The 17,470-nt window shown below is 55.3% G+C and carries 28 protein-coding genes and 1 pseudogene; 22 read left to right on the forward strand and 7 right to left on the reverse strand.

Translation table 11 applies throughout. The features are described from left to right. Positions 1-137: 137 nt before the first annotated feature. Both HYG81_RS38565 and HYG81_RS38570 read right to left on the reverse strand, forming a co-directional pair. Positions 138-503 carry a group I truncated hemoglobin gene (locus tag HYG81_RS38565; protein WP_226777896.1) on the reverse strand — a complete coding sequence of 122 codons (366 nt, stop codon included), beginning with the start codon at positions 501-503 and terminating at the stop codon, positions 138-140. A 227-nt stretch (positions 504-730) separates the two neighbouring features. Next, positions 731-1,071 (reverse strand): annotated as a pseudogene (locus HYG81_RS38570) (IS5/IS1182 family transposase); the annotation flags it as partial. Positions 1,072-2,518: 1,447 nt separating this feature from the next. Between HYG81_RS38570 and HYG81_RS38575 the strand changes: the two are divergent. The 11 genes from HYG81_RS38575 to HYG81_RS38620 all read left to right on the forward strand — a co-directional run bounded on the left by HYG81_RS38575 (position 2,519) and on the right by HYG81_RS38620 (position 6,687). Next, complete coding sequence (locus HYG81_RS38575; RefSeq protein WP_226777897.1) at positions 2,519-2,866, forward strand: SWIM zinc finger family protein; 348 nt, start codon at positions 2,519-2,521, stop codon at positions 2,864-2,866. Between the two features lie 124 nt (positions 2,867-2,990). Then, positions 2,991-3,635 (forward strand): hypothetical protein, encoded by a 645-nt coding sequence (locus HYG81_RS38580; RefSeq protein ID WP_226777898.1) that lies wholly within the window; start codon positions 2,991-2,993, stop codon positions 3,633-3,635. After that, on the forward strand, positions 3,635-4,099 hold the full coding sequence (locus HYG81_RS38585) for a hypothetical protein (protein ID WP_226777899.1): 465 nt from the start codon (positions 3,635-3,637) through the stop codon (positions 4,097-4,099). Before HYG81_RS38580 ends, HYG81_RS38585 begins: the two co-directional genes overlap by 1 nt. Then, positions 4,096-4,443, forward strand: a complete 348-nt coding sequence (locus HYG81_RS38590; protein WP_226777900.1) for a hypothetical protein — start codon at positions 4,096-4,098, stop codon at positions 4,441-4,443. Before HYG81_RS38585 ends, HYG81_RS38590 begins: the two co-directional genes overlap by 4 nt. Further along, positions 4,443-4,829, forward strand: a complete 387-nt coding sequence (locus tag HYG81_RS38595; protein ID WP_226777901.1) for a DUF7567 family protein — start codon at positions 4,443-4,445, stop codon at positions 4,827-4,829. Before HYG81_RS38590 ends, HYG81_RS38595 begins: the two co-directional genes overlap by 1 nt. Positions 4,830-4,929: 100 nt before the next feature. Next, positions 4,930-5,253 carry a DUF8118 domain-containing protein gene (locus tag HYG81_RS38600; protein ID WP_226777902.1) on the forward strand — a complete coding sequence of 108 codons (324 nt, stop codon included), beginning with the start codon at positions 4,930-4,932 and terminating at the stop codon, positions 5,251-5,253. Beyond that, the gene (locus HYG81_RS38605) at positions 5,250-5,426 is read left to right on the forward strand and encodes a hypothetical protein (RefSeq protein WP_226777903.1); all 177 of its coding nucleotides are present in this window, start codon (positions 5,250-5,252) and stop codon (positions 5,424-5,426) included. The genes HYG81_RS38600 and HYG81_RS38605 overlap by 4 nt, the downstream gene beginning before the upstream one ends. 2 nt (positions 5,427-5,428) lie before the next feature. Beyond that, entirely contained in the window at positions 5,429-5,593 is a 165-nt protein-coding gene (locus tag HYG81_RS45850; RefSeq protein WP_425607560.1) for a DUF7563 family protein, read from the forward strand. Between the two features lie 55 nt (positions 5,594-5,648). After that, positions 5,649-5,861: a HalOD1 output domain-containing protein gene (locus tag HYG81_RS38610; RefSeq protein WP_233289929.1), complete on the forward strand. Its 213-nt coding sequence runs from the start codon at positions 5,649-5,651 to the stop codon at positions 5,859-5,861. A 228-nt stretch (positions 5,862-6,089) separates the two neighbouring features. Then, positions 6,090-6,314, forward strand: coding sequence for a ribbon-helix-helix domain-containing protein (locus HYG81_RS38615; protein WP_226777904.1), 225 nt, complete (start codon positions 6,090-6,092; stop codon positions 6,312-6,314). Continuing rightward, the gene (locus HYG81_RS38620) at positions 6,304-6,687 is read left to right on the forward strand and encodes a type II toxin-antitoxin system VapC family toxin (RefSeq protein ID WP_226777905.1); all 384 of its coding nucleotides are present in this window, start codon (positions 6,304-6,306) and stop codon (positions 6,685-6,687) included. The genes HYG81_RS38615 and HYG81_RS38620 overlap by 11 nt, the downstream gene beginning before the upstream one ends. On the opposite strand, the gene HYG81_RS38625 is transcribed toward HYG81_RS38620, so the two are convergent. Further along, positions 6,688-7,116, reverse strand: coding sequence for a hypothetical protein (locus tag HYG81_RS38625; RefSeq protein WP_226777906.1), 429 nt, complete (start codon positions 7,114-7,116; stop codon positions 6,688-6,690). A 210-nt stretch (positions 7,117-7,326) separates the two neighbouring features. Here HYG81_RS38625 and HYG81_RS38630 point away from each other — a divergent pair, with 210 nt between their 5' ends. Then, positions 7,327-8,151: an IS5 family transposase gene (locus tag HYG81_RS38630; RefSeq protein ID WP_226777861.1), complete on the forward strand. Its 825-nt coding sequence runs from the start codon at positions 7,327-7,329 to the stop codon at positions 8,149-8,151. A 7-nt stretch (positions 8,152-8,158) separates the two neighbouring features. On the opposite strand, the gene HYG81_RS38635 is transcribed toward HYG81_RS38630, so the two are convergent. After that, positions 8,159-8,449, reverse strand: coding sequence for a hypothetical protein (locus HYG81_RS38635; protein ID WP_226777907.1), 291 nt, complete (start codon positions 8,447-8,449; stop codon positions 8,159-8,161). 205 nt (positions 8,450-8,654) lie between these two features. Between HYG81_RS38635 and HYG81_RS38640 the strand changes: the two genes are divergently transcribed. The 4 genes from HYG81_RS38640 (at position 8,655) to HYG81_RS38655 (ending at position 10,765) form a co-directional block, all read left to right on the forward strand. Continuing rightward, positions 8,655-8,798, forward strand: a complete 144-nt coding sequence (locus tag HYG81_RS38640; RefSeq protein WP_226777908.1) for a hypothetical protein — start codon at positions 8,655-8,657, stop codon at positions 8,796-8,798. Between the two features lie 157 nt (positions 8,799-8,955). Further along, complete coding sequence (locus HYG81_RS38645; protein ID WP_226777909.1) at positions 8,956-9,462, forward strand: DUF7342 family protein; 507 nt, start codon at positions 8,956-8,958, stop codon at positions 9,460-9,462. Between the two features lie 88 nt (positions 9,463-9,550). Continuing rightward, entirely contained in the window at positions 9,551-9,895 is a 345-nt protein-coding gene (locus HYG81_RS38650; protein ID WP_226777910.1) for a toxin-antitoxin system TumE family protein, read from the forward strand. A gap of 660 nt (positions 9,896-10,555) precedes the next feature. After that, a complete protein-coding gene (locus HYG81_RS38655; RefSeq protein WP_226777911.1) occupies positions 10,556-10,765 on the forward strand; it encodes a DUF8129 domain-containing protein in 210 nt (69 codons plus the stop codon). Between the two features lie 166 nt (positions 10,766-10,931). Here HYG81_RS38655 and HYG81_RS38660 read toward each other — a convergent pair whose 3' ends face one another. Continuing rightward, entirely contained in the window at positions 10,932-11,135 is a 204-nt protein-coding gene (locus tag HYG81_RS38660; RefSeq protein WP_226777912.1) for a hypothetical protein, read from the reverse strand. A 556-nt stretch (positions 11,136-11,691) separates the two neighbouring features. On the opposite strand from HYG81_RS38660, the gene HYG81_RS46095 reads away from it, so the two are divergent. The 6 genes from HYG81_RS46095 to HYG81_RS38685 all read left to right on the forward strand — a co-directional run bounded on the left by HYG81_RS46095 (position 11,692) and on the right by HYG81_RS38685 (position 15,169). After that, positions 11,692-11,844, forward strand: coding sequence for a DUF7837 family putative zinc-binding protein (locus HYG81_RS46095; RefSeq protein WP_474671963.1), 153 nt, complete (start codon positions 11,692-11,694; stop codon positions 11,842-11,844). Between the two features lie 165 nt (positions 11,845-12,009). Further along, positions 12,010-12,237, forward strand: coding sequence for a hypothetical protein (locus HYG81_RS38665; RefSeq protein WP_226777913.1), 228 nt, complete (start codon positions 12,010-12,012; stop codon positions 12,235-12,237). 228 nt (positions 12,238-12,465) lie between these two features. Then, positions 12,466-12,690, forward strand: coding sequence for a hypothetical protein (locus HYG81_RS38670; RefSeq protein ID WP_226777914.1), 225 nt, complete (start codon positions 12,466-12,468; stop codon positions 12,688-12,690). Positions 12,691-12,976: 286 nt separating this feature from the next. Further along, positions 12,977-13,906: a transcription initiation factor IIB gene (locus tag HYG81_RS38675; protein WP_226777915.1), complete on the forward strand. Its 930-nt coding sequence runs from the start codon at positions 12,977-12,979 to the stop codon at positions 13,904-13,906. A 119-nt stretch (positions 13,907-14,025) separates the two neighbouring features. Continuing rightward, complete coding sequence (locus tag HYG81_RS38680; protein WP_226777916.1) at positions 14,026-14,964, forward strand: DUF955 domain-containing protein; 939 nt, start codon at positions 14,026-14,028, stop codon at positions 14,962-14,964. After that, positions 14,957-15,169 (forward strand): HalOD1 output domain-containing protein, encoded by a 213-nt coding sequence (locus HYG81_RS38685; protein ID WP_226777917.1) that lies wholly within the window; start codon positions 14,957-14,959, stop codon positions 15,167-15,169. Before HYG81_RS38680 ends, HYG81_RS38685 begins: the two co-directional genes overlap by 8 nt. 91 nt (positions 15,170-15,260) lie before the next feature. Here HYG81_RS38685 and HYG81_RS38690 read toward each other — a convergent pair whose 3' ends face one another. Both HYG81_RS38690 and HYG81_RS38695 read right to left on the reverse strand, forming a co-directional pair. After that, on the reverse strand, positions 15,261-15,701 hold the full coding sequence (locus HYG81_RS38690) for a response regulator (RefSeq protein WP_226777918.1): 441 nt from the start codon (positions 15,699-15,701) through the stop codon (positions 15,261-15,263). Between the two features lie 625 nt (positions 15,702-16,326). After that, positions 16,327-17,346, reverse strand: a complete 1,020-nt coding sequence (locus HYG81_RS38695; protein WP_226777959.1) for an NAD(P)/FAD-dependent oxidoreductase — start codon at positions 17,344-17,346, stop codon at positions 16,327-16,329. Positions 17,347-17,470: the final 124 nt, after the last annotated feature.

Genomic DNA, 17,470 nt, shown 5'->3' on the forward strand with positions numbered 1-17,470 from the left:
TATTCGATAGTTTGTACTGCGGGTGGCTCAGAGTGACAGTTATATAATACAGTCTCTTCTTAAAATCGTCAAAGACTACAGTTATAGTTCAAGAGTCGTTGAAGTCGATACACCAACAGAATCGAACGACCTATCAATCAGTCGGCCGCTGTGACGATCGCACCCTGGTAGCTCGCGATCTCCTCGAGTACTGCCTCACGATCGTCCTCGCCGACGTCGAATTCAGCGAGCGCGTCGTCGAGGTGGGTCGCGATCGCCCGAAAGTCCGACGGGGTGATGCCCATATCCGCGTGGACGTCTTCCATCTCCCCGCCCGAGTACTCGATCGGGCCGCCAGTGACCGAACTAATAAACTGAGCCTGATGGGCGCGCTGTTTCTGCATATCGACATCGTCGAAGTAGCCAACGACCTGTTCGTCTGCCATAACGCGATCGTAGAATTCATCGACGACCGCCGTGATCGCGTCTTCACCACCTAGTCTTTCATATAGTGTTTCGCTCATCAACAGCAAATACGGATCTAAGGCAGATAAGGCATAGGAAAAATTTGTTTGGATAAGGTCCACAGCGTGTCATAGAATGCGTCTCATACCCTTTACCTGTTGATTATACCATTCCCAATTCGCGTGTAACCCTATGAGTTTCGTCAATCATGAGTTTTAATCATAACTGGGGCTGCGAATAATTCCCGTTGAGAACCATTGTGTGACACGCTCTAAGGTCCAATCTATATAGCACCGTGTTTCGAGGGATTGTTCAGCTGCGCCGACCGGCTTAACAGCACTCGGCAGACGCTCATACTGATTCGGTCGAACGCTTTACATAGCGTAGATGGAGCGGGGAGATCGGCCGCGATGAGGCCGATTTCTCCGGTTATTTGAGGTATCTCTTTCAGCAGGTCAATCGTCATCCGGTAAGACGTATCGAGGTAAATTCGCAGACAATGCAGGGAAACGAGGGCATAGTCGGCGAATCCGCCGCCACCTTTCGGGGCAACGTATTCGTCTCCATCGCCAATAACGTTTTGAGCAATCGGCACAACTGCCCAATGAAGCGGGTGATTTGGGACATGAACAACTGAAGTCTCCCGCTTCAAGACCTTCGATTTAGCGAACCATTCCGCTGTCGTTTAGTGGTTCAACACAGCCTTTCAGCGTTACCATCCGTTCAGTACGAGGCTAAGCAGACCTATGTCCATCGAATAAACTGCTGTCTCTGATCCTCGCCTATCAGTTAATGTGGTGCGCATTGGTCTTTAGCTAAGCCTCAGCAGTCGGTTGGATGGCAGTAGCGAGCTGTTCTTGAAGGATCGGTCGTTGCTTGTGGATCACTGTGCCGTCGAGGGAATATTGCCAAACACGAGAGTTTCACCAGTGTAAAAGAGATTTGTCTTCTATGTCGTAGAAGGTCTAGATGGAGGCAGGCACCACGCTCGGGGGATAGTTCTTCGAGAAACCGCGTGCTGGAACACGCGGCTAATGCCTGTCTCGGCTCAGGACAATGACCCGGGATACAGGCGGTCAACAGTACGAGCCGAATCGCGAAGAAACTGACTCTCGGGGCAGTAGTTGCCCGCACTGTGGGTGACCAACAGCGGTCGTCGAGTTGAGCGATTTCGGTCCCACGGCGGGCCAGTACTGTCCGATGCACGGCGTAGTCCACGCAACGTCGATCTCAACGGTGAACGACAATAGTTGAGTGTCGACACCGCTCGGCCAATCTGGTGGTCGCCCACAACGTGGTGTGCGATCACGCCGACGCCATCCGAGAGGATCTGCGCTGTCTAATCTGCCGGGCTGGCACTCATCGGACCCGCGATCAACGGACCGACATAGTGCGACTTGAGACAGGACCGACACTGGGGGAAACGCGATGAGTTCGAGCGAACAGTGCCCGCATTGTGGGCGTTCGCTCGCGCTCGTCGCGGATGACACGATCTATCGTGAGTGAATCTCGCACGGCTTCGGCGCGGCGAACGACAAGTTTCGATCGTATTGCGGTGCGCTGCCGAGCGATCGATAACGGCCGTAATGCCGTGCTTGAGGCGATACGACTGTCGACGCTGGCACTGTTCGTGACGGCGTGGATCAACATGATGTGATGGCCATCGTCTGGAGTGCTTTATCGATGATAACCTCGAGGTCTTCCATCTAGCCGCCGTCGGTAGTGCGCTTGCCACCAATGCTACCGTAGAAGCACCTGAACAGCCGGTGGCGTTGTTCGCTCCCTGACAGGGATAGAGGGATCAAAGACGATGCAAACTGCCAGCCAGATCACGAACCCACTCGCCGTTGAGTTCACTACCGAGTCCGATTCGACCGTCGAGCATTCCCGCTTCGGCGTATTCGACGCCCCTGAACACACTAACACGAGCTGTAACTACTGCGGGAAGTTCGGACTTGTTCCGACCCAGAGCTGTGAAACTGCCTGTGACCTCGGAGTTCAACTCATCTGCTCCGACTGCGAGAGCACGTAACTCGAAACGATCGACCAGTCTACCGGTAGTTACACCTGATCTATGTCAATATCACCATCAGCACATCCGATCGAGCGACTTGAACCGACCCAGCGGACGCTCCGACGCGCCCAGTACGAAGCCTTCGAGTTCGAACTTGTCGCGCAGGGCGTCCTCGTTCGCAACGCCAGTCACGCAAATCCCGAGGACCACGAGTACCTCGTGACGATCGAGGACGGCTTGCCGCACAGCTGTCCGTGTCCAGCAGACAAACACCACCAGGGTGCATGCAAACATCGGGTTGCAGTCGCGATCCGAACGTCCGTTCTCGAGGCTGCACGCAATGCACAGCGGATTCGAGAACTCGAGGTCTGCGGGTTGCAGGCCACAGCGAATCCACCAGCGCCGTGAGTTACCCCACACGTGAAACTGAGTCCGAAGTCGTGGGGTAACTTCGCCAGAGTCGACCAGCATCCGCACGAACGTACCGCACGTGGTGTTGTTACACCCTCGAGAGGGATGGAGGGTATCACAGATGTCACGAGCAGACGAGACGGCAGCACAGCCAACGAAAACATCCGATGAAGCGCAGTCAACCGACTGCACGACGCTGCTTCCACGACGGTTCCTCGCGACTGCCAGTGGGCCGGTCACTCGGATCACTGACCATAGTGACGAGACGACTGAGCGTGTTTGCGCCGACATCTCCATCGAGTACTCAATCGAGACGCTCGAAGAGTTCGCCACGTTCTGGGGCTTCCGCGATTACCGCAGCTGGAAGCGAGCGGCTCTCGAGGCTCTCCTCAAGAGACAGGAACCCGACGCTGTGACGTACGCCGTCGACGAGGATGACCTCGAAGAGTGGGACATCACGGTTGACGGACGTGTTGAGGCATTTGTGGGACTCGTCGAGACGATGGCCGACTACACAGGACGAGATCCTTCTTGTCGAGACGCAATCCCTCATCGGATTGCAGCTCGGATCAACGGCCTCACCGATGGTCGCCAGACGACTGACGACGTTCTCGAGGAGTTTGCTGACGAGCTTCACCAGGCAGAGCTGTGGGGGCATGGAGCGCACCTCGCTCTTCTGAACGTCAGACACGCCCACCACGAGCCGATTGAACAGCAGGCCGCAACGCTTGCTCGCACTCTCAGTGACGACGGGGGTGAGGAGTAATGAGCGAGCAGTCGATCAAACTTGGTGACGTCTGTTTGGATCTCGCACAGGGGCAACCAGTGCACGTGGTCACCGATACTGGCCAGACCGTAGCGGAGTGGTCCGAGGCAAACAACTACAATCTGCTCGATAATTACGGGAACTCACGATTCGACGCAACCAACGACGATCGCGTATTCGATGTCGTCTACTGTTCGAGCCTGAAGTCCAGACCTTCGAAAACCTACGCATATCCGGAGTCGCGGCTTGGCCGTATCGAGAGCGAGGCAGCCGATGCTGGCCGTCAGGTCGCCGATCGTGTGGTCGTCACTGTTCTTGAAGAACTGTTCGAGCGAGCAGCCAAGGACGACGATGGAGCCGTGACCGTCCTCGAGCGTTATGCCACCGACGTGGGATATGCGGACGAGGCCGCTGAAGCGCGTGAACTGGCTGAGGTCGATCGGATCATCGGAGGTGAGGCATGATGGTGGCCGATCTGCTGACGTACGTCGACGAGAGTGACGCACCTGAGGACACGCTCACCGAGTCGCAAGTGTGGGCGCTTCGTCAGGGCGTGCAGGCGGCGATCGATCGCGGTGACGAGAGTCTCTCACTTCCGTCGAGAGCACTCTCGCCTGACCGATGGCATCATTGGGGCATCGGCATCTCTGTCTGGGTCCACGACAGCGGTGTCGTCGTCCTCCAGAAGGACGGGAACACGATCGTGACCGATATCTCGATGCTCGAGCACGTTTCGCTAGTACTGGCTGGTGCCCACGCCAAGATCGGTCGCGTGACGCGGATCGATCCAGAGAGAGGTGACGAGTGATGGCGATCGTCGACACTGAAGAGCGGTATGCTGGTGCGTTCGACACGGTGACGTGTCCTGTCTGTGGCTCCGACGAATGGACACACCTTGTCTATCAAGGCGTTTTCTGTGCGACCTGCAACACTCGGTGTACGCTGCGTGAACCGTCTGGCGACCAGGGCTTCATCGCCGAGTTCGACAGCCAGTACACGTGGTCCGTCGAAGAGGCTGAGCCGATTCCCGAGACTGATGAGTACGGCGCGCTCGCGTCTGGCAAGTGGCTTGGGACCGAGTCTCGTGGCTACGATCGCTACTGGTTCTCGGCGTATGCAGCCCACGTCGATGGTTGCGAGAGCGAGTGGGAGCCAGCGTGGGATCGAGAGACAGTGACCGCAGAAGCTGACTAGCGCTCAATCAGACACGAAGACACTCAGCGACAGCACTGGACGTCCTCCTTGCTGTTCGGTGGTGTTGTTCTCCCCTCGAGAGGGGTGGAGGGTTTGACAGATGAGCCGATTCAGAGAGCTGAAACAGATTGTACAGCGATCCGAATACTATGAAACCGACACAGGCCGAAAACTGCGCCTGCGTGCGGAAGCCGAGGTGATTGCTCGTACAGAGTGGTTGGTTCCCGACGGCGGGACCGTAGCCGCCGAGGCTACTCAGAGTGAGTCCGGGAAACCGACGTACACGCGGCATGTCGAACCGCCGGAACAGGGTGGTAAGGCGTACGTCCGATGTACGTACTGCGAACGCGAGCTGCTGGTCGAACTCGGTGGACAGGACAACCTGTCGCATGCGCCCGGCTGCCCGGAGCGTGAGTCGCGATGAGCGAATCCGTCGACAGCTGGCCTGATGAACGAGTGCAGACCGAACTCAAAGCAGTGCTGGCCGAGCTGCAAACGCTCGAGGATCACCTGGCCGAGCCGTTGACCCTCTCAAGTGCGATCACTAAGCTCGAGACGACGCGTGCCATGTACGAACATGCGGTTGTGGGGGTGTGACGATGCCCAACTGTTCGAACTGTGGTGCGCACGTCACAGAACAGTACAAGCGGGTATTTTCGGACAACACCGGAACGCTCCACGCTTGTCCGAACTGCCGATCCCAGCACGAGCGATTTTCAGGAGCAGGGGCCGGGCTAGCAGAGGAGGCGAATCATGGTAACTAAGCAAGTCGAATACGAGTAGTCGGAAACGCCGCCGAGCATCGCAATTATTGAAGCGATCGCGAGTCTCAAAAATTGCCCGGCAACCGAGCTGGGACCAACCCACGGAATCGTCTTGTCCGACACGATCGATACTGAGGCGCTCGATCGGCTCGTCACAACCGGCGAATCGGTGTCGGTCGCGTTCTCGGTCAGTGATATGACGTTAAACTCACCGAGAAGATGCTGCTCGTTCGCACCACCTGAGACACGAACGCTCGAGCAGCAGTGAGTCATGCGAACTGTAGACTCTGTCTTAGTCTTGATTCACTCTCAGTTCTGAATAAAGAAACCGTATTACCAACTACTGTTAACCAACACTCGTGGAAGGATGTGACTTCTGTTGGTTAAAACTCCATGATCCGTTTCCGAGAAATAATTATGACTGTGTGTATGTAGTCTATTGCAGGCCAATAGGATAGCCGAGAACTTTATACGATTGTGTAGCGATGGTATAGACATGAGTAGTGATCGAAAGTCGGTTCCAGTATCCATGCCGCCGGAGCTGGTAAAAGAACTGGACGAACTGGTCGAAGAAGGTATGTTCAGCTCCCGCTCCGAGGCGCTTCGGTACGGAGCTCGCCTCGTTGTTCGCGAAGAGCGCCATGCCCGACTGCATGACTTCACCGCAGAGCAGGCCGGCGATGATATCCGCGAGCGACTGGAGCGCAAACGTGTATCTTGATACGGATCCGATCCTTGCGCTCCTGAAAACTGATGACTGGCTCGCAAGCAGCGTCGATCTCGAAGCGATTGAGGAGCCGAAAACATCGGTTGCGACAGCGATCGAAGTCCAGTACGTCATGGAGGGTGAATGGGATCGGGACCAACTCGCGGACGCCCACACAGCGATCGTCGACGAGGGGGTTGACCTTGTCCCGCTGACTGTCGACGTGATGGAGGCGGCGGCGACGTTGCGAAAGCGATACGAGAAGCTCAACGTCTTCGATGCAGTCCATCTCGGGACGGCCGACATGCTCGGCGAACCGATCGTTTCGACCGATACGCTCTATCCAGATATTGTGGAAATAGAGCATATCGACCCTCGAGAATATTGATCAGATGAATCCGTCAAGAACGACGATCTTGTGAGAGTCTACCTGCTGACCTTGGAGGTTCGGCGGCGTTCGGATTGATATTGTTCCTGCGCTCATCGCGACAGTCGCTGCTGGGTTCCGTTTGAACGATGATATGGCCCCACGGAATCGGCCCTGAACGTCGTAGAAGAGACCAACGATTGTCACTGTGTCAGGATTTGCACCCTGAAGATCAATTTCGGCAGTTAGATCGATACCACCTTCGGGATCGGCAGTCATATCCGAGCTGACCACTGTAGCTGCTTCGATCTCCGACGCATCCACGATGAGGTCAGACTTGATGATCCGGGCCTCAACATATTCGAGACGGTCTGGCGTTTTGGTGTAGTACCGTGTATAGTCCTTCCAGACCGTGTTTGCCGGGATATACGGACAATATCCCTCTCGCACTTCCAGAATAGTATCATTCGAATCGTAGAATCGTAGTTCGGTTTGAACCCAGCCGTGGGTGATCCCTTCTATGTTCTTGATTTCTGTAACTGCCCATGGGATTTGGCCGCTCGGTGGTGCAGTTACCGAATCTCCTGCCCTGTTGAATAGCGATCTAATCGGCTGATATCACGGAGCAGAAGGACGAAGCCGAGGAAATCGATTCTGTCCATGGAAGTCGATCTCCTCGACTTCGTTGAGCAGTGTCGGCACCTAGTCAAACAAGCGTTGGGAAAGCACGCGGGCGAGCCCGCCAGCGGCGGGTTCGCCCGCTGGAAGCACGTCGTTCTGCACTGTCTCCGGCTCGAAGACGGCCACAGCTACCGAGAAACGTCGAATCGGCTGAAGTATATGGCCGAGATTCGTGACGCACTCGGTTTAGATCGAGACGATCTCCCGGACTACAGCACAATCTACAAATCATTCGACCGGCTGAAAATGTGGGTTTGGCGGGCGTTGCTGCGCGTTTCAGCGCAGCAACACCCGCAGTCTGGCCACGCTGCTCTCGACAGCACATTCTTCGACCGTCGCTCAGCCTCGTCGTACTACCGCCAGCGGTCAGGCAGTAACGTCCAAACACTGAAAGTGACGACACTAACCGATAGAGAGTCTCTTGCTGTCCTTGACGTGCATATCTCTGCCCGGTGGAAACACGATACGAAGACCGGGCCGCAGGTCGTCCGCCGGAACGCGGACGACCTGCTGTCCGTAGCTGCCGACAAAGCGTTCCACAACTGGATCACGAAATACGAGTTCTACGCGCTTGGTGTCGAACCACTCATCTTACAGCGTGGATCGAGGCCGTTGACGCTAGGTCATAACGCTCTCATCCGCGCAAAAGGCTACTCTCAGCGCTGGATGGCCGAGACTTCGTATTCGACAACGAAGCGCTCGCTCGGCGATGCCGTGCGAGCGCTGGGCTGGTATCGGCAGTTCCGTGAAATCGTCCTGATGTTCGCTATCTCGAACATAGAACTGCTCTGTGAACCGCTGTGACCGTGACTCAGCATCTATTCAACACGGCAGAATCTCCTAAAATGAAATCGGTACTTCTGACTGTTGCTGATCCCTTCTTTGTCGCTTTTGCATTTTCAGTTGGCTCGTCATTTTGTGCTTCTGTATTTTCGTTCGGATTGCTATTTTGAGATTCTGTGTTTCCGTTTGAATCGTTCTTCTGGTTCTGTTGTGGCTGTGATGTATTACTGCTGGATTCATCGCTTGCACATCCAGCCAGAATACCGACACCGGAAGCAGCGAGGGCTGTGATATATCTTCTACGGGCTACATTCTTCATACATAATGAATTTCTGAAGGACTCTTGTAGCTGTTGTGTCGGTGGAGGGATGTTCTAAGGATTTCAACAGAGCCTCTCGATTGTATCACTTGGGTTCTCTGTAGCCCTCTGTGATTCCGACGCGATCGACCGTGGTGTTGCTCACCTCCTCAGAGGAGTGGAGGGCGCGTGTACAAGCAATACGCGCTCTCCAAGACTGATCATCATGCCACTCCTAGACGTATACGAACACACGTTTGACGAAGACGTCCCCCTCTCTCGAGAGCCGCCCGTCAGAGACGGGGACAGCGAGGAACAGATACTGCCCTACGACGGACTCAGCGCAGACAGCAACACCGAGGAGGATTGATCCTCCCTATGACGATCGAGATTCAGAACAGGATAGCGTGGGTGGCGGCGAGCGTGGGGGTCGAAGACGGTTGGGGTGCACGGCGAGTGACTATGACTTTGGGCGATATATTTTGCCCAGAGGAAGAAATATGTGTGCCAATCCCGTTAGTAGGAGTATGACAGACGATGTCCGTCACGACGGCCCGCCCCCGTTCGAAGGCGAGGACACAAAGCAGCGCGTGTACGGTGCGGTGTTACACGCTCGAGAGCCGATGACGGCCGCCGAGATCGCCGAGCGAGCAGACTGCTCGGGGGAGTCGGCACGGACACACCTGTCCTTCTACGCCGACCTTGGCATCGTCATTCGGCATGAGGGCCGGCCGGTCAGGTACGAGCGCAACGACGACTATTTCGAGTGGCGGCGGGTCAACAAGCTGGCGCGGGAGAACACTGTCGACGAGTTGCAGGCCCGCGTGTCGGAGTTGACTGACCGGATCGAAGAGTACCGCGGCGAATATGGGGTCGACTCCCCCGCCGAGGTTGATGTCCTCGAGTTCGACGCGGAGCGGATTGACGACGTGTATGTGGAACTCGGTGATTGGGCCACCATCATCGAGGAGCGTCGCCTACACGAACGCGCCAGGAGAAAGGCCGCCGGCTCGACGGCCCCATCGCATAGCTGAGATGGTGCCGGCGGATGACGGTGCGAGTCCCGCACCGATAGACCGGTCGATGTTAGAGCGAATGCGTTCCCGATTCGTTGGGCGTCGCATGTTCGAGTCGGCGGAGATCGTCAAGGAGGGGAAGCTACACCTCTGCGTCGAGCTATCAGGCGGCTACTATCCGAACGAGGCGTCTGCTCGCTTTGAGATTCGCTGGTATCGCAACGACGACTTCAACTTCCACTACCAGGAGCAGCGACGGGACAGCGACTGGAAGTGCCGATGGGATCGGTACCCAAACGCACACAACTCACGGGATCACTTCCATCCACCACCGGCCGCTAGCCGCACCGACGCGGAGAACGCTCAGTGGCCGGACGACCACCGCGACGTGAGCCGCCTCGTCCTTGATCACATCGAGGAGCGCATCGAGATGCTGTGGGAGCAGCAGTAGGCCTCATGCACTACGGTGGGAAACAAAACGTACGGAAAGCGCGGGTGAGGGTGCCTCTGACAGGTAACAGCCGAACGGACGACAACCGCCCGGCCTCCCCACATATAAACCAATTAATACGTATAGATAATTCTTTTGATCTATCGACAAAATATCGTTTCACTTTCACTCCACTACTCGGAGATTCACGAGGGAAGGGATAAGAGCGAAAATTGACGACCCACGAGGAGTTCCACAACACCATGAACTACAACGATGACGACCGCTGGGAGTTCGCTCCCGAAGACGAATGAAGTCTTGCCCCCAATGCGATCGCCCTCGAAAACGTCTCCCCACCGGATCGCTCCGAGAACCCTCCTCGTGAGGGGCGAACCCGTCGCAATCTCGAGTGTCGGTCTTGCGGTGAGGCGGCACGCCACATGTTCAGTGGCTTCGATGAAGTGCCAGTTCCAGAGATTCCAGACTCATCAATCTGGGAATGCACCCGGTGTCAGTCTTCCCGACACGGCCCGGACCCTGACAGTCCGAACGGAAACACGCACCGCCGGTGAACTAAAAATCTGGACGACGGACGCGTCTCACTGCTCGAAATACACGTTAGACCTGCGCCACGGTCCCGTAGTGTTGTTCCTCTCCTCGAGAGAGTGAGAGGAGTCCATGATGGCAGATGCCGACCAGACTGATGAGTCACTGACACCAGCACAGCGCCTCGAGTCATCGAATCCCCGGATCATTGATGCAGGAGTCGCGACGATCACCGACATGGAGACACTTCAGGCGTGTGTCGCCTACGAAAACCAGCACCAACAACGCCTTCCGATCCTCAAACAGCTAGGCCAGCGAGCTGAAGAACTTCGTGAGGAGTCGTGACTGGTCCACCGATTACGACGCCTGCGAAGATCTGAGAGTGTTGTTTGTACCCTCGAGAGGGGTGGATGTTTTTCCAGATAATAGATCGACCCGAGATTACGATCCAACAACAGACAGGTTCACCGCTGACGGTGGACTCGAACCGACCGAAGAAAGTATTGCGACCTCACTCGAGGATTTCGACGCTGACGTCAGCCATCGCAAGGTCGAAACACGACTCAATCGCCCCGTGGCCAGTGAGTTCGGCATCGACGACCGCGTCGACGAACTCGGGGAGAAAGACGACCGTATCAACGAACTTGAGGCGACTAATGAAGCGCTTCAAGAGCAACTCAGTGACTATCAGGAGGTACTCGAGCGTCGTAATCAATATTCGAACCCCGAATGGATGAGACGGGTGCTGATGACGGTGACTCGATCTGGGGTCGTACACGGCGGTTCGTCGGAAATGGCAACTGAGATCCATTCCAAAGTTATTCGCCGAGTTTTTCGACTGAGGTGACGGCTGAGATTCTGAGATTCGGTCACCTGGTCTATTCTCTGGATTGGCGATAACTGGATCGACCGGCGGGATCGGTGTTTCCTATGAAGCAGTAGTCGGTAGACTGGCAGTAATCTTGGTGCTCCTGATCAGTGGCTGGTGGTTCCGGTCAGCGTTTCCCTCTGAAAGCCGGTGAATCTCATCGGGTGGGACCCGATCGTTCTCTGTATCGGCGGAGCGTTGGATTTCCTAAGGAAGGTCTGTCTATCGTTTAGAGAGGAATCCTCGAGTTGCAACCTGATGTGTTCATGTACCGTCTATTTTCAGTTTCACCGCGGTTGGATCGCCTATTTGTGAATACGGGTGTTCTCCTGCTTGTAGAGGGAGTAACCACATCATCCCCTGTCGCAGTCACACGCTCCCTCTGTATTACCTTCACAAATTCATGTCCACGACGAACCCACCGGATCTCGGTGCGTGTCCGTTCTGCCAGGCCGAGATCACGACGCTCAACGTGATCCTCGAGTATGAGACTGAGACGGGATCGGCAGTATACGCTGAGTGTCCTGAGTGCCGCGACGTCGTGAACCCACAGTAACTACCGCCCATGCTATGTGACAGAGTAGGCCGGTTGCTTGGCCTAGTGAACGAAAAGGACGTTGTGTACGAGTGTCGGTGCTGTGGCACCACTGTCGACAAAGACACCGATATCTGTCCTGAATGCCGGACAGAAACGATCGTACAACATCGGATATCCTGACCTATGGACGAGGGGTACGACCAGATTCTGGAGGTCGTGGCGGAGAACCCGGGGACCACCTTTGAGGAAATCACGGAGATGGCAGCTGATCACAGCATCACCGATACGAATATCTCGGACCTCATTTCGGAGGCGGTCAATAACGATGATCTTCTCGAGTTTGATAGACGATACTGGGTGATGCGAACAGGCAAGTACCGGTTCCACCGGTACGATCACCCGGAAACCTAATTCACAGGGATGTGACCATCTCTGTCCTATGCTTGCGCGATCTCCGATTCTCTCGTCTGTGTAATCGCCGTTTCGAGGTCAGCTGGTTCCTAACCTGAAATGTGGGTTGGCGGCATGTGTTCCACGCCAGTATGGTGATGGGTGACCACTGAGACTGATTTTCTTGGTCGTAACCCTGTATCCCGGGAACAGATAATAACCTATCTCGTGCTACTGCGGGAACTGTATATGACGCTGGAGTACGGGATCGACGAGATTCTCGGTACGATTGAGGATATTACCCGGGATGTCGTCGATACACAGAAATTCCTCTCTGACGGAGACGTCGACGATGTGAGCGTAGTGAAGGATATGGATGATGAAGACGACCTCGCGGAACTCAACTTCGACAGTGATTGGCATCTCGGCCCGTTTGATCCCAGTCCGAAGTGCCACCCTGATTCACTCTTCTGACCCTTTAGTGTCTAGGCAATCGGTAGCTGCCGCAGGTGTAGAACACTGGACCGATCTCAGAAGATGTGTTCTTGGGACGATCACGGGGAATGTTTCGGATCATCGGCACCGTAGGCTACGCCCGAGACGGAGTGAGAGTTTCAGCAGGACCGTTGTAGGGTTGGAGCTTCCTAAACATGTGCACTGATACCACGGACCTTTCTACTGAACTCTGGAATCAACTAGTGGTGTTTATCGCCCCAGTAGCGGTGAAGGGGCTGATCAGTTGTCCTCTTCGGAGTTATCGATGGCAACGAGAGACATCTACACGACGACGTTTGACGACGGCATTCAGACGACTACAACTACCTGTCCAGACTGTGGCGGCAGCGTTCGAACGACTGACCGCGAGACGATCTGTGAGGACTGTGGACGTATCCTCGAGGACACTCACCTCGACCGAGGGCCAGACTGGGGTCGACATGACGAGCAGGGAACCAAGAGACGGACCGGTGCCCCGCTGACACCGACACGCCACGATCGAGGCCTCTCCACCGAGATCGGGTACACGCAAGACGGACATGGAAACACCCTCTCGAGCACGAAGCGTCGACAATTGAACCGGTTGCGTCGCGAACAGTCCCGTGCCCAGTGGCAGTCGAAAACTGAACGGAACCTCGCCTATGGACTCGGTGAAATCCGGCGGATCGTCGCAAGCCTCGGCCTCGCACAGAGTATCCGGGATCAGGCGTGTTCGCTGTTCCGAACTGCACAGTCCGAACAGCTCTGTCGTGGACGATCGCTCGAGGCGGTGGCTGCAGCCAGTGTCTACGCAACCACTCGGTGTAACGGACTCGGACGATCACGGGCAGAAGTCGCAGCCTGTGCACGCTGTAATCAGCAGAGACTTACCAACGCCTACAACGCGATGAACGTCGAACTCGAGTTACCGACACAGCCGATTGCAGCAGTAGATCGCATTCCGAGGCTTTCAACAGAACTCGAGGTCCCAGATCAGGTTCGTCGACGAGCACTCGAACTCGCACAGACGGCACGCGAACGCGGAATGACGATCGGCTGTCGGCCGAGTGGCGTCGCAGCGGGCTGTCTCTATCTCGCTGCCCAGCGAGTCGGATTCTGTCTCTCGCAACAGCGGATCGCCGATATCGCAGGAACATCACCGAACACGCTTCGCAGTCGGCGAGACGACTTAGTCGAGATTGAAGCTGAAACCTGATCGTCACAACCCGGATGAGATACCTGTAACGGAGCTGATCGGGCGCTCCCTCGAGTGTGTTTTTCTTCCCCCAAAGGGGTGAGGGGCGTTCCAGAACGGAGCGTCCATCGCCAAGAACGATGACTACGAGCGACTGTTCGCAGGTGTCCTTCGATGATTCGGACACCAGACGTGACGAGATGCACAGTACAATGGAAGCCTGGGTTGACGACCTCGTCGACGAGGTTGATGACGCAGTCTCGAGTGAGCAGTTCCAGGAGTGGCTCGACGTGCAGAGTCACTTCCATGACTACTCCTACCGAAACACGCTGCTGATCACACGCCAGCGTCCGCACGCAACTCACGTTGCCGGCTATCGAACGTGGCAAAACGAATTCGACCGGTATGTGGAAGAGGGCGAGAGTGCTATCTGGATCTGGGCACCGATCATCGCAAAGCAGTGCCCCGAGTGCGAAAACTCGCCGTCGTACCACGAACGAAGCGACTGTGAGTACGACGAGACATCACCCGAGGAGTGGTCGAAAGGACTTGTCGGCTTTCGGCCAGCGCCAGTCTTCGACATTTCTCAGACAGAGGGAGAGCCACTGCCCGAACTCGAGACGGAGGCGACCGGAGAAGCCGACGAACTGGTGCCAGCGCTCCTCGAGGGGGCTTCGATGCTTGAGGTGGAAGTGGAGGTCGTTTCTCCAGCGGAGTGGCCTTACGGTGATGCCAGAGGCGTGTGTCAGTACCGCTCTCCTGCGGAGCGACCACTAATCGAGGTCCGCGATCGTGAGAACAGTGCCGACCTTGCCGTAACGACCGTCCACGAGTACGCCCACGCACGCTTGCACGGTGACGTCGACGACGAGACCGAACGCTCGAAACGCGAACTCGAGGCGGAAGCGGTCGGCTATATCGTCGGTCGGTATTTCGGGCTGAACACGAGTGGGTCGGCGTTCTACCTTGCTGCATGGGAGGGCGAAGAGTCGGAGGCTATCCTCGATCGACTCGAACGGATCAGTTCGACCGCTGCGGAGATTATCGATGTCGTCGACGAGGTGATCACTGATGAGTGATCGGTACCTCCTCTTCGAAATCGTCGCCGCGCTTGAAACGGAGGGACTCGGTCGTGACGAGTACCAACTGCAACGGGTGATTGACATCGAAGCACTCGAGCAACTCGTGGACTCGGCGAACAATGACCTCGAAGTAAGATTCTCGGTTGGTGAGTTTCGTGTCCTCGTTACGCAGTCCGATGTACGGATCCTCACAAATCCGTAGATTGGCTCTGGTGGAATCCCTAACCTGTGGTAGTTTCTACACCACCAATCGCTCAGTAGAGGTCAAGGACTTACTGCAGAAGCTATTCCTATCAGTCCACTCTCATAACTGCTAACCGAAACTGCTCGAACGACCGAATTAGCTCAACAAACTCGCCAGGATCAACCGGTTTTTCGAGGACTGCATCTTCGTCCGCATCATGATCGAGATCCCGGGATTCAATCAAGCCCTCATCCATCCCGGTTAAGACAATCACTGGTACGTCATCCAGTTCTGGGTGGTGCTTGATCTCATGTAGAACGTCCTCTCCGTCCACTTTCGGTAGGTTCAGATCAAGCAGTATAATGTCCGGCTGGGGAGTGTCTTCGTACTCGCCACGTTGATCGATAAAGTCCAGTGCTGCTCGGCCATCAGTGACGGTGGTGAGCGTATTTCCGATGTTGCCGTCTGAGAAGGCCTCTTCGATGAGACGGATATCGCCAGGGTTGTCTTCTACCAGCAGTATCACCGCCTCTGATGAGCCACTCCCCATAGTATGATGATCCAAGTGAATCGGTATAAGAATTCGGTGAGGTGCCCATTAAGCGGAATTTCAAGCTCCGGTATCAGCTATTGCTGAAGACTCTTGATCAGTAAGCACGTTTGGTGTACAGTAGATTTACATGAATGGTTCTCTAAAGAAGAGGATTTCAACAGAGCCGATAGCCTCTCACTTGGTGTGCACTCTCCTCCAGAGTTTTAACCGCGTGAGGGCCGTATTTTTGTCTACATTGAAACTCGCACAGACACTCCAAGATAGACCTGTGGATTCGAATTTGGTGAGAGGCGGATGACAGACATGAGGTATGATTCGTGCAGTACGCGGTTAGAATTCTACAGAGGGGTGAGATACTGTCCGGCTTGCCAAAGCAAAGCGTAGGTGAAACAGAAGATTGACTCACAACGGGGACTATAGAGAGAACTGGCACCTACGGTGTGACTTCTATTCTCGGAAACAGTTCCCAATGATTCTTTTCACATATCGTTGAGGTGAATAGGGGCCGTGAATGTTACGTGTCGTTCCTAACTCAACAATCCACTTCCTCTACAGTTTTGGAAGATGAACTATTTTAGGAGATGGTCAAGCTGATTCTGCATCATATCTACTCTACAGTCATTCAGTCATATGTGTGGAATTCGACTTCTTGCTCGAGAAGTTCGTCGGGAATCCCAGGAACTTCATCGGAACGGACTGGACCCTGTTTCTCGATGACGTCGAGATCACGGGGAAATTCACGTAACTCGAAATGCAATGAAATACCAGCCTTTGCTCCTTCGCCCAATGCAATCGGGAGTTGATTGTGCCCAGGTGTCAAGTCTCCCACTGCATAGACGCGATCGACTGTTGTCTGCCCGTGATCATCGACGACGACCGTCCCATCATCATTGATACCACAGCCGAGGTTGCGGGCCAGACCGTTGTTGTATTCGGCACCATACATGGCGAAGCCACCCTTGTACTCGCGAACCATGCCATCTTCGAACTCAAGGGCTGCTAACCAGCCATCTTTGTCGTTTTGAACGCCAACGATGTCCTCGTGAATGATATCGATCGGATGGTTCGAGAGCATCGTTGCCGTCTCGTCGCTCCATTCAGGGCTATCATTGCGAGTGAGTAGATCAACATCGTCGGTGAAGTTCAGCATGATCGCAGCTACGTGTGCAGCGCTCTCCCCGTATCCCATGACGTAGACGGGTTCATCGACGAACATGTAGGCATCACAGTGCAAGCAGTAGTGGAGTCCACGACCGGTCCGCGGTAGTGGCGGTTCTGGGCGGACATCGTTGAATCCCGTCGCGAGAACAATGTACTCTGCGCGATAGTCAGCATTATTCCCGCAGAGACGGATCGAACCATCCTCAGTACTGTCGCAGGAGACGAGTAGATCATTGTGGATATCGCACCCGTACTCTTGAAGTTGGTCTCTCCCGACCGAGAGAAATTCGTTCCCGGATGTCTCCTCCGTGACACCAAGTAAATTGTGGACCTCTTGCATCATCGCTGCGCGTCCACCGCCTCGATCGACGACGGCCGTTCGATGACCGAGTCGCGTCGTATACAGCGCTGCGGTCATTCCAGCCGGACCGCCTCCGACGACGAGAACTTCGTAATCGTGAACAGTTGAATCAGTAGCCATCGTCTCTTCGTCCGATATCGACACATAAAATGGTGGTTCGAAATTGGCGTGATATTGTGGATACAGTGACAAAGCCAGCGAGTGAGCTCTCGTTCTTGAATTCTATAGACTTACTGAGCAGCCG

The sequence above is a fragment of the Natrinema zhouii genome (genome assembly GCF_013456555.2).
Classification (GTDB): domain Archaea; phylum Halobacteriota; class Halobacteria; order Halobacteriales; family Natrialbaceae; genus Natrinema; species Natrinema zhouii.

Coding starts and splice junctions, on each gene's coding strand:
- HYG81_RS38675 (WP_226777915.1), top strand. CDS start 12,977: ATGGCAACGAGAGACATCTACACGACGACGTTTGACGACGGCATTCAG.
- HYG81_RS38645 (WP_226777909.1), top strand. CDS start 8,956: ATGACAGACGATGTCCGTCACGACGGCCCGCCCCCGTTCGAAGGCGAG.
- HYG81_RS38565 (WP_226777896.1), bottom strand. CDS start 503: ATGAGCGAAACACTATATGAAAGACTAGGTGGTGAAGACGCGATCACG.
- HYG81_RS38670 (WP_226777914.1), top strand. CDS start 12,466: ATGACGCTGGAGTACGGGATCGACGAGATTCTCGGTACGATTGAGGAT.
- HYG81_RS38655 (WP_226777911.1), top strand. CDS start 10,556: ATGGCAGATGCCGACCAGACTGATGAGTCACTGACACCAGCACAGCGC.
- HYG81_RS38585 (WP_226777899.1), top strand. CDS start 3,635: ATGAGCGAGCAGTCGATCAAACTTGGTGACGTCTGTTTGGATCTCGCA.
- HYG81_RS38605 (WP_226777903.1), top strand. CDS start 5,250: ATGAGCGAATCCGTCGACAGCTGGCCTGATGAACGAGTGCAGACCGAA.
- HYG81_RS38665 (WP_226777913.1), top strand. CDS start 12,010: ATGGACGAGGGGTACGACCAGATTCTGGAGGTCGTGGCGGAGAACCCG.
- HYG81_RS38580 (WP_226777898.1), top strand. CDS start 2,991: ATGTCACGAGCAGACGAGACGGCAGCACAGCCAACGAAAACATCCGAT.
- HYG81_RS38575 (WP_226777897.1), top strand. CDS start 2,519: ATGTCAATATCACCATCAGCACATCCGATCGAGCGACTTGAACCGACC.
- HYG81_RS38685 (WP_226777917.1), top strand. CDS start 14,957: ATGAGTGATCGGTACCTCCTCTTCGAAATCGTCGCCGCGCTTGAAACG.
- HYG81_RS46095 (WP_474671963.1), top strand. CDS start 11,692: ATGTCCACGACGAACCCACCGGATCTCGGTGCGTGTCCGTTCTGCCAG.
- HYG81_RS38590 (WP_226777900.1), top strand. CDS start 4,096: ATGATGGTGGCCGATCTGCTGACGTACGTCGACGAGAGTGACGCACCT.
- HYG81_RS38650 (WP_226777910.1), top strand. CDS start 9,551: ATGTTCGAGTCGGCGGAGATCGTCAAGGAGGGGAAGCTACACCTCTGC.
- HYG81_RS38595 (WP_226777901.1), top strand. CDS start 4,443: ATGGCGATCGTCGACACTGAAGAGCGGTATGCTGGTGCGTTCGACACG.
- HYG81_RS38630 (WP_226777861.1), top strand. CDS start 7,327: ATGGAAGTCGATCTCCTCGACTTCGTTGAGCAGTGTCGGCACCTAGTC.
- HYG81_RS38635 (WP_226777907.1), bottom strand. CDS start 8,449: ATGAAGAATGTAGCCCGTAGAAGATATATCACAGCCCTCGCTGCTTCC.
- HYG81_RS38600 (WP_226777902.1), top strand. CDS start 4,930: ATGAGCCGATTCAGAGAGCTGAAACAGATTGTACAGCGATCCGAATAC.
- HYG81_RS38615 (WP_226777904.1), top strand. CDS start 6,090: ATGAGTAGTGATCGAAAGTCGGTTCCAGTATCCATGCCGCCGGAGCTG.
- HYG81_RS45850 (WP_425607560.1), top strand. CDS start 5,429: ATGCCCAACTGTTCGAACTGTGGTGCGCACGTCACAGAACAGTACAAG.
- HYG81_RS38680 (WP_226777916.1), top strand. CDS start 14,026: ATGACTACGAGCGACTGTTCGCAGGTGTCCTTCGATGATTCGGACACC.
- HYG81_RS38695 (WP_226777959.1), bottom strand. CDS start 17,346: ATGGCTACTGATTCAACTGTTCACGATTACGAAGTTCTCGTCGTCGGA.
- HYG81_RS38640 (WP_226777908.1), top strand. CDS start 8,655: ATGCCACTCCTAGACGTATACGAACACACGTTTGACGAAGACGTCCCC.
- HYG81_RS38690 (WP_226777918.1), bottom strand. CDS start 15,701: ATGGGGAGTGGCTCATCAGAGGCGGTGATACTGCTGGTAGAAGACAAC.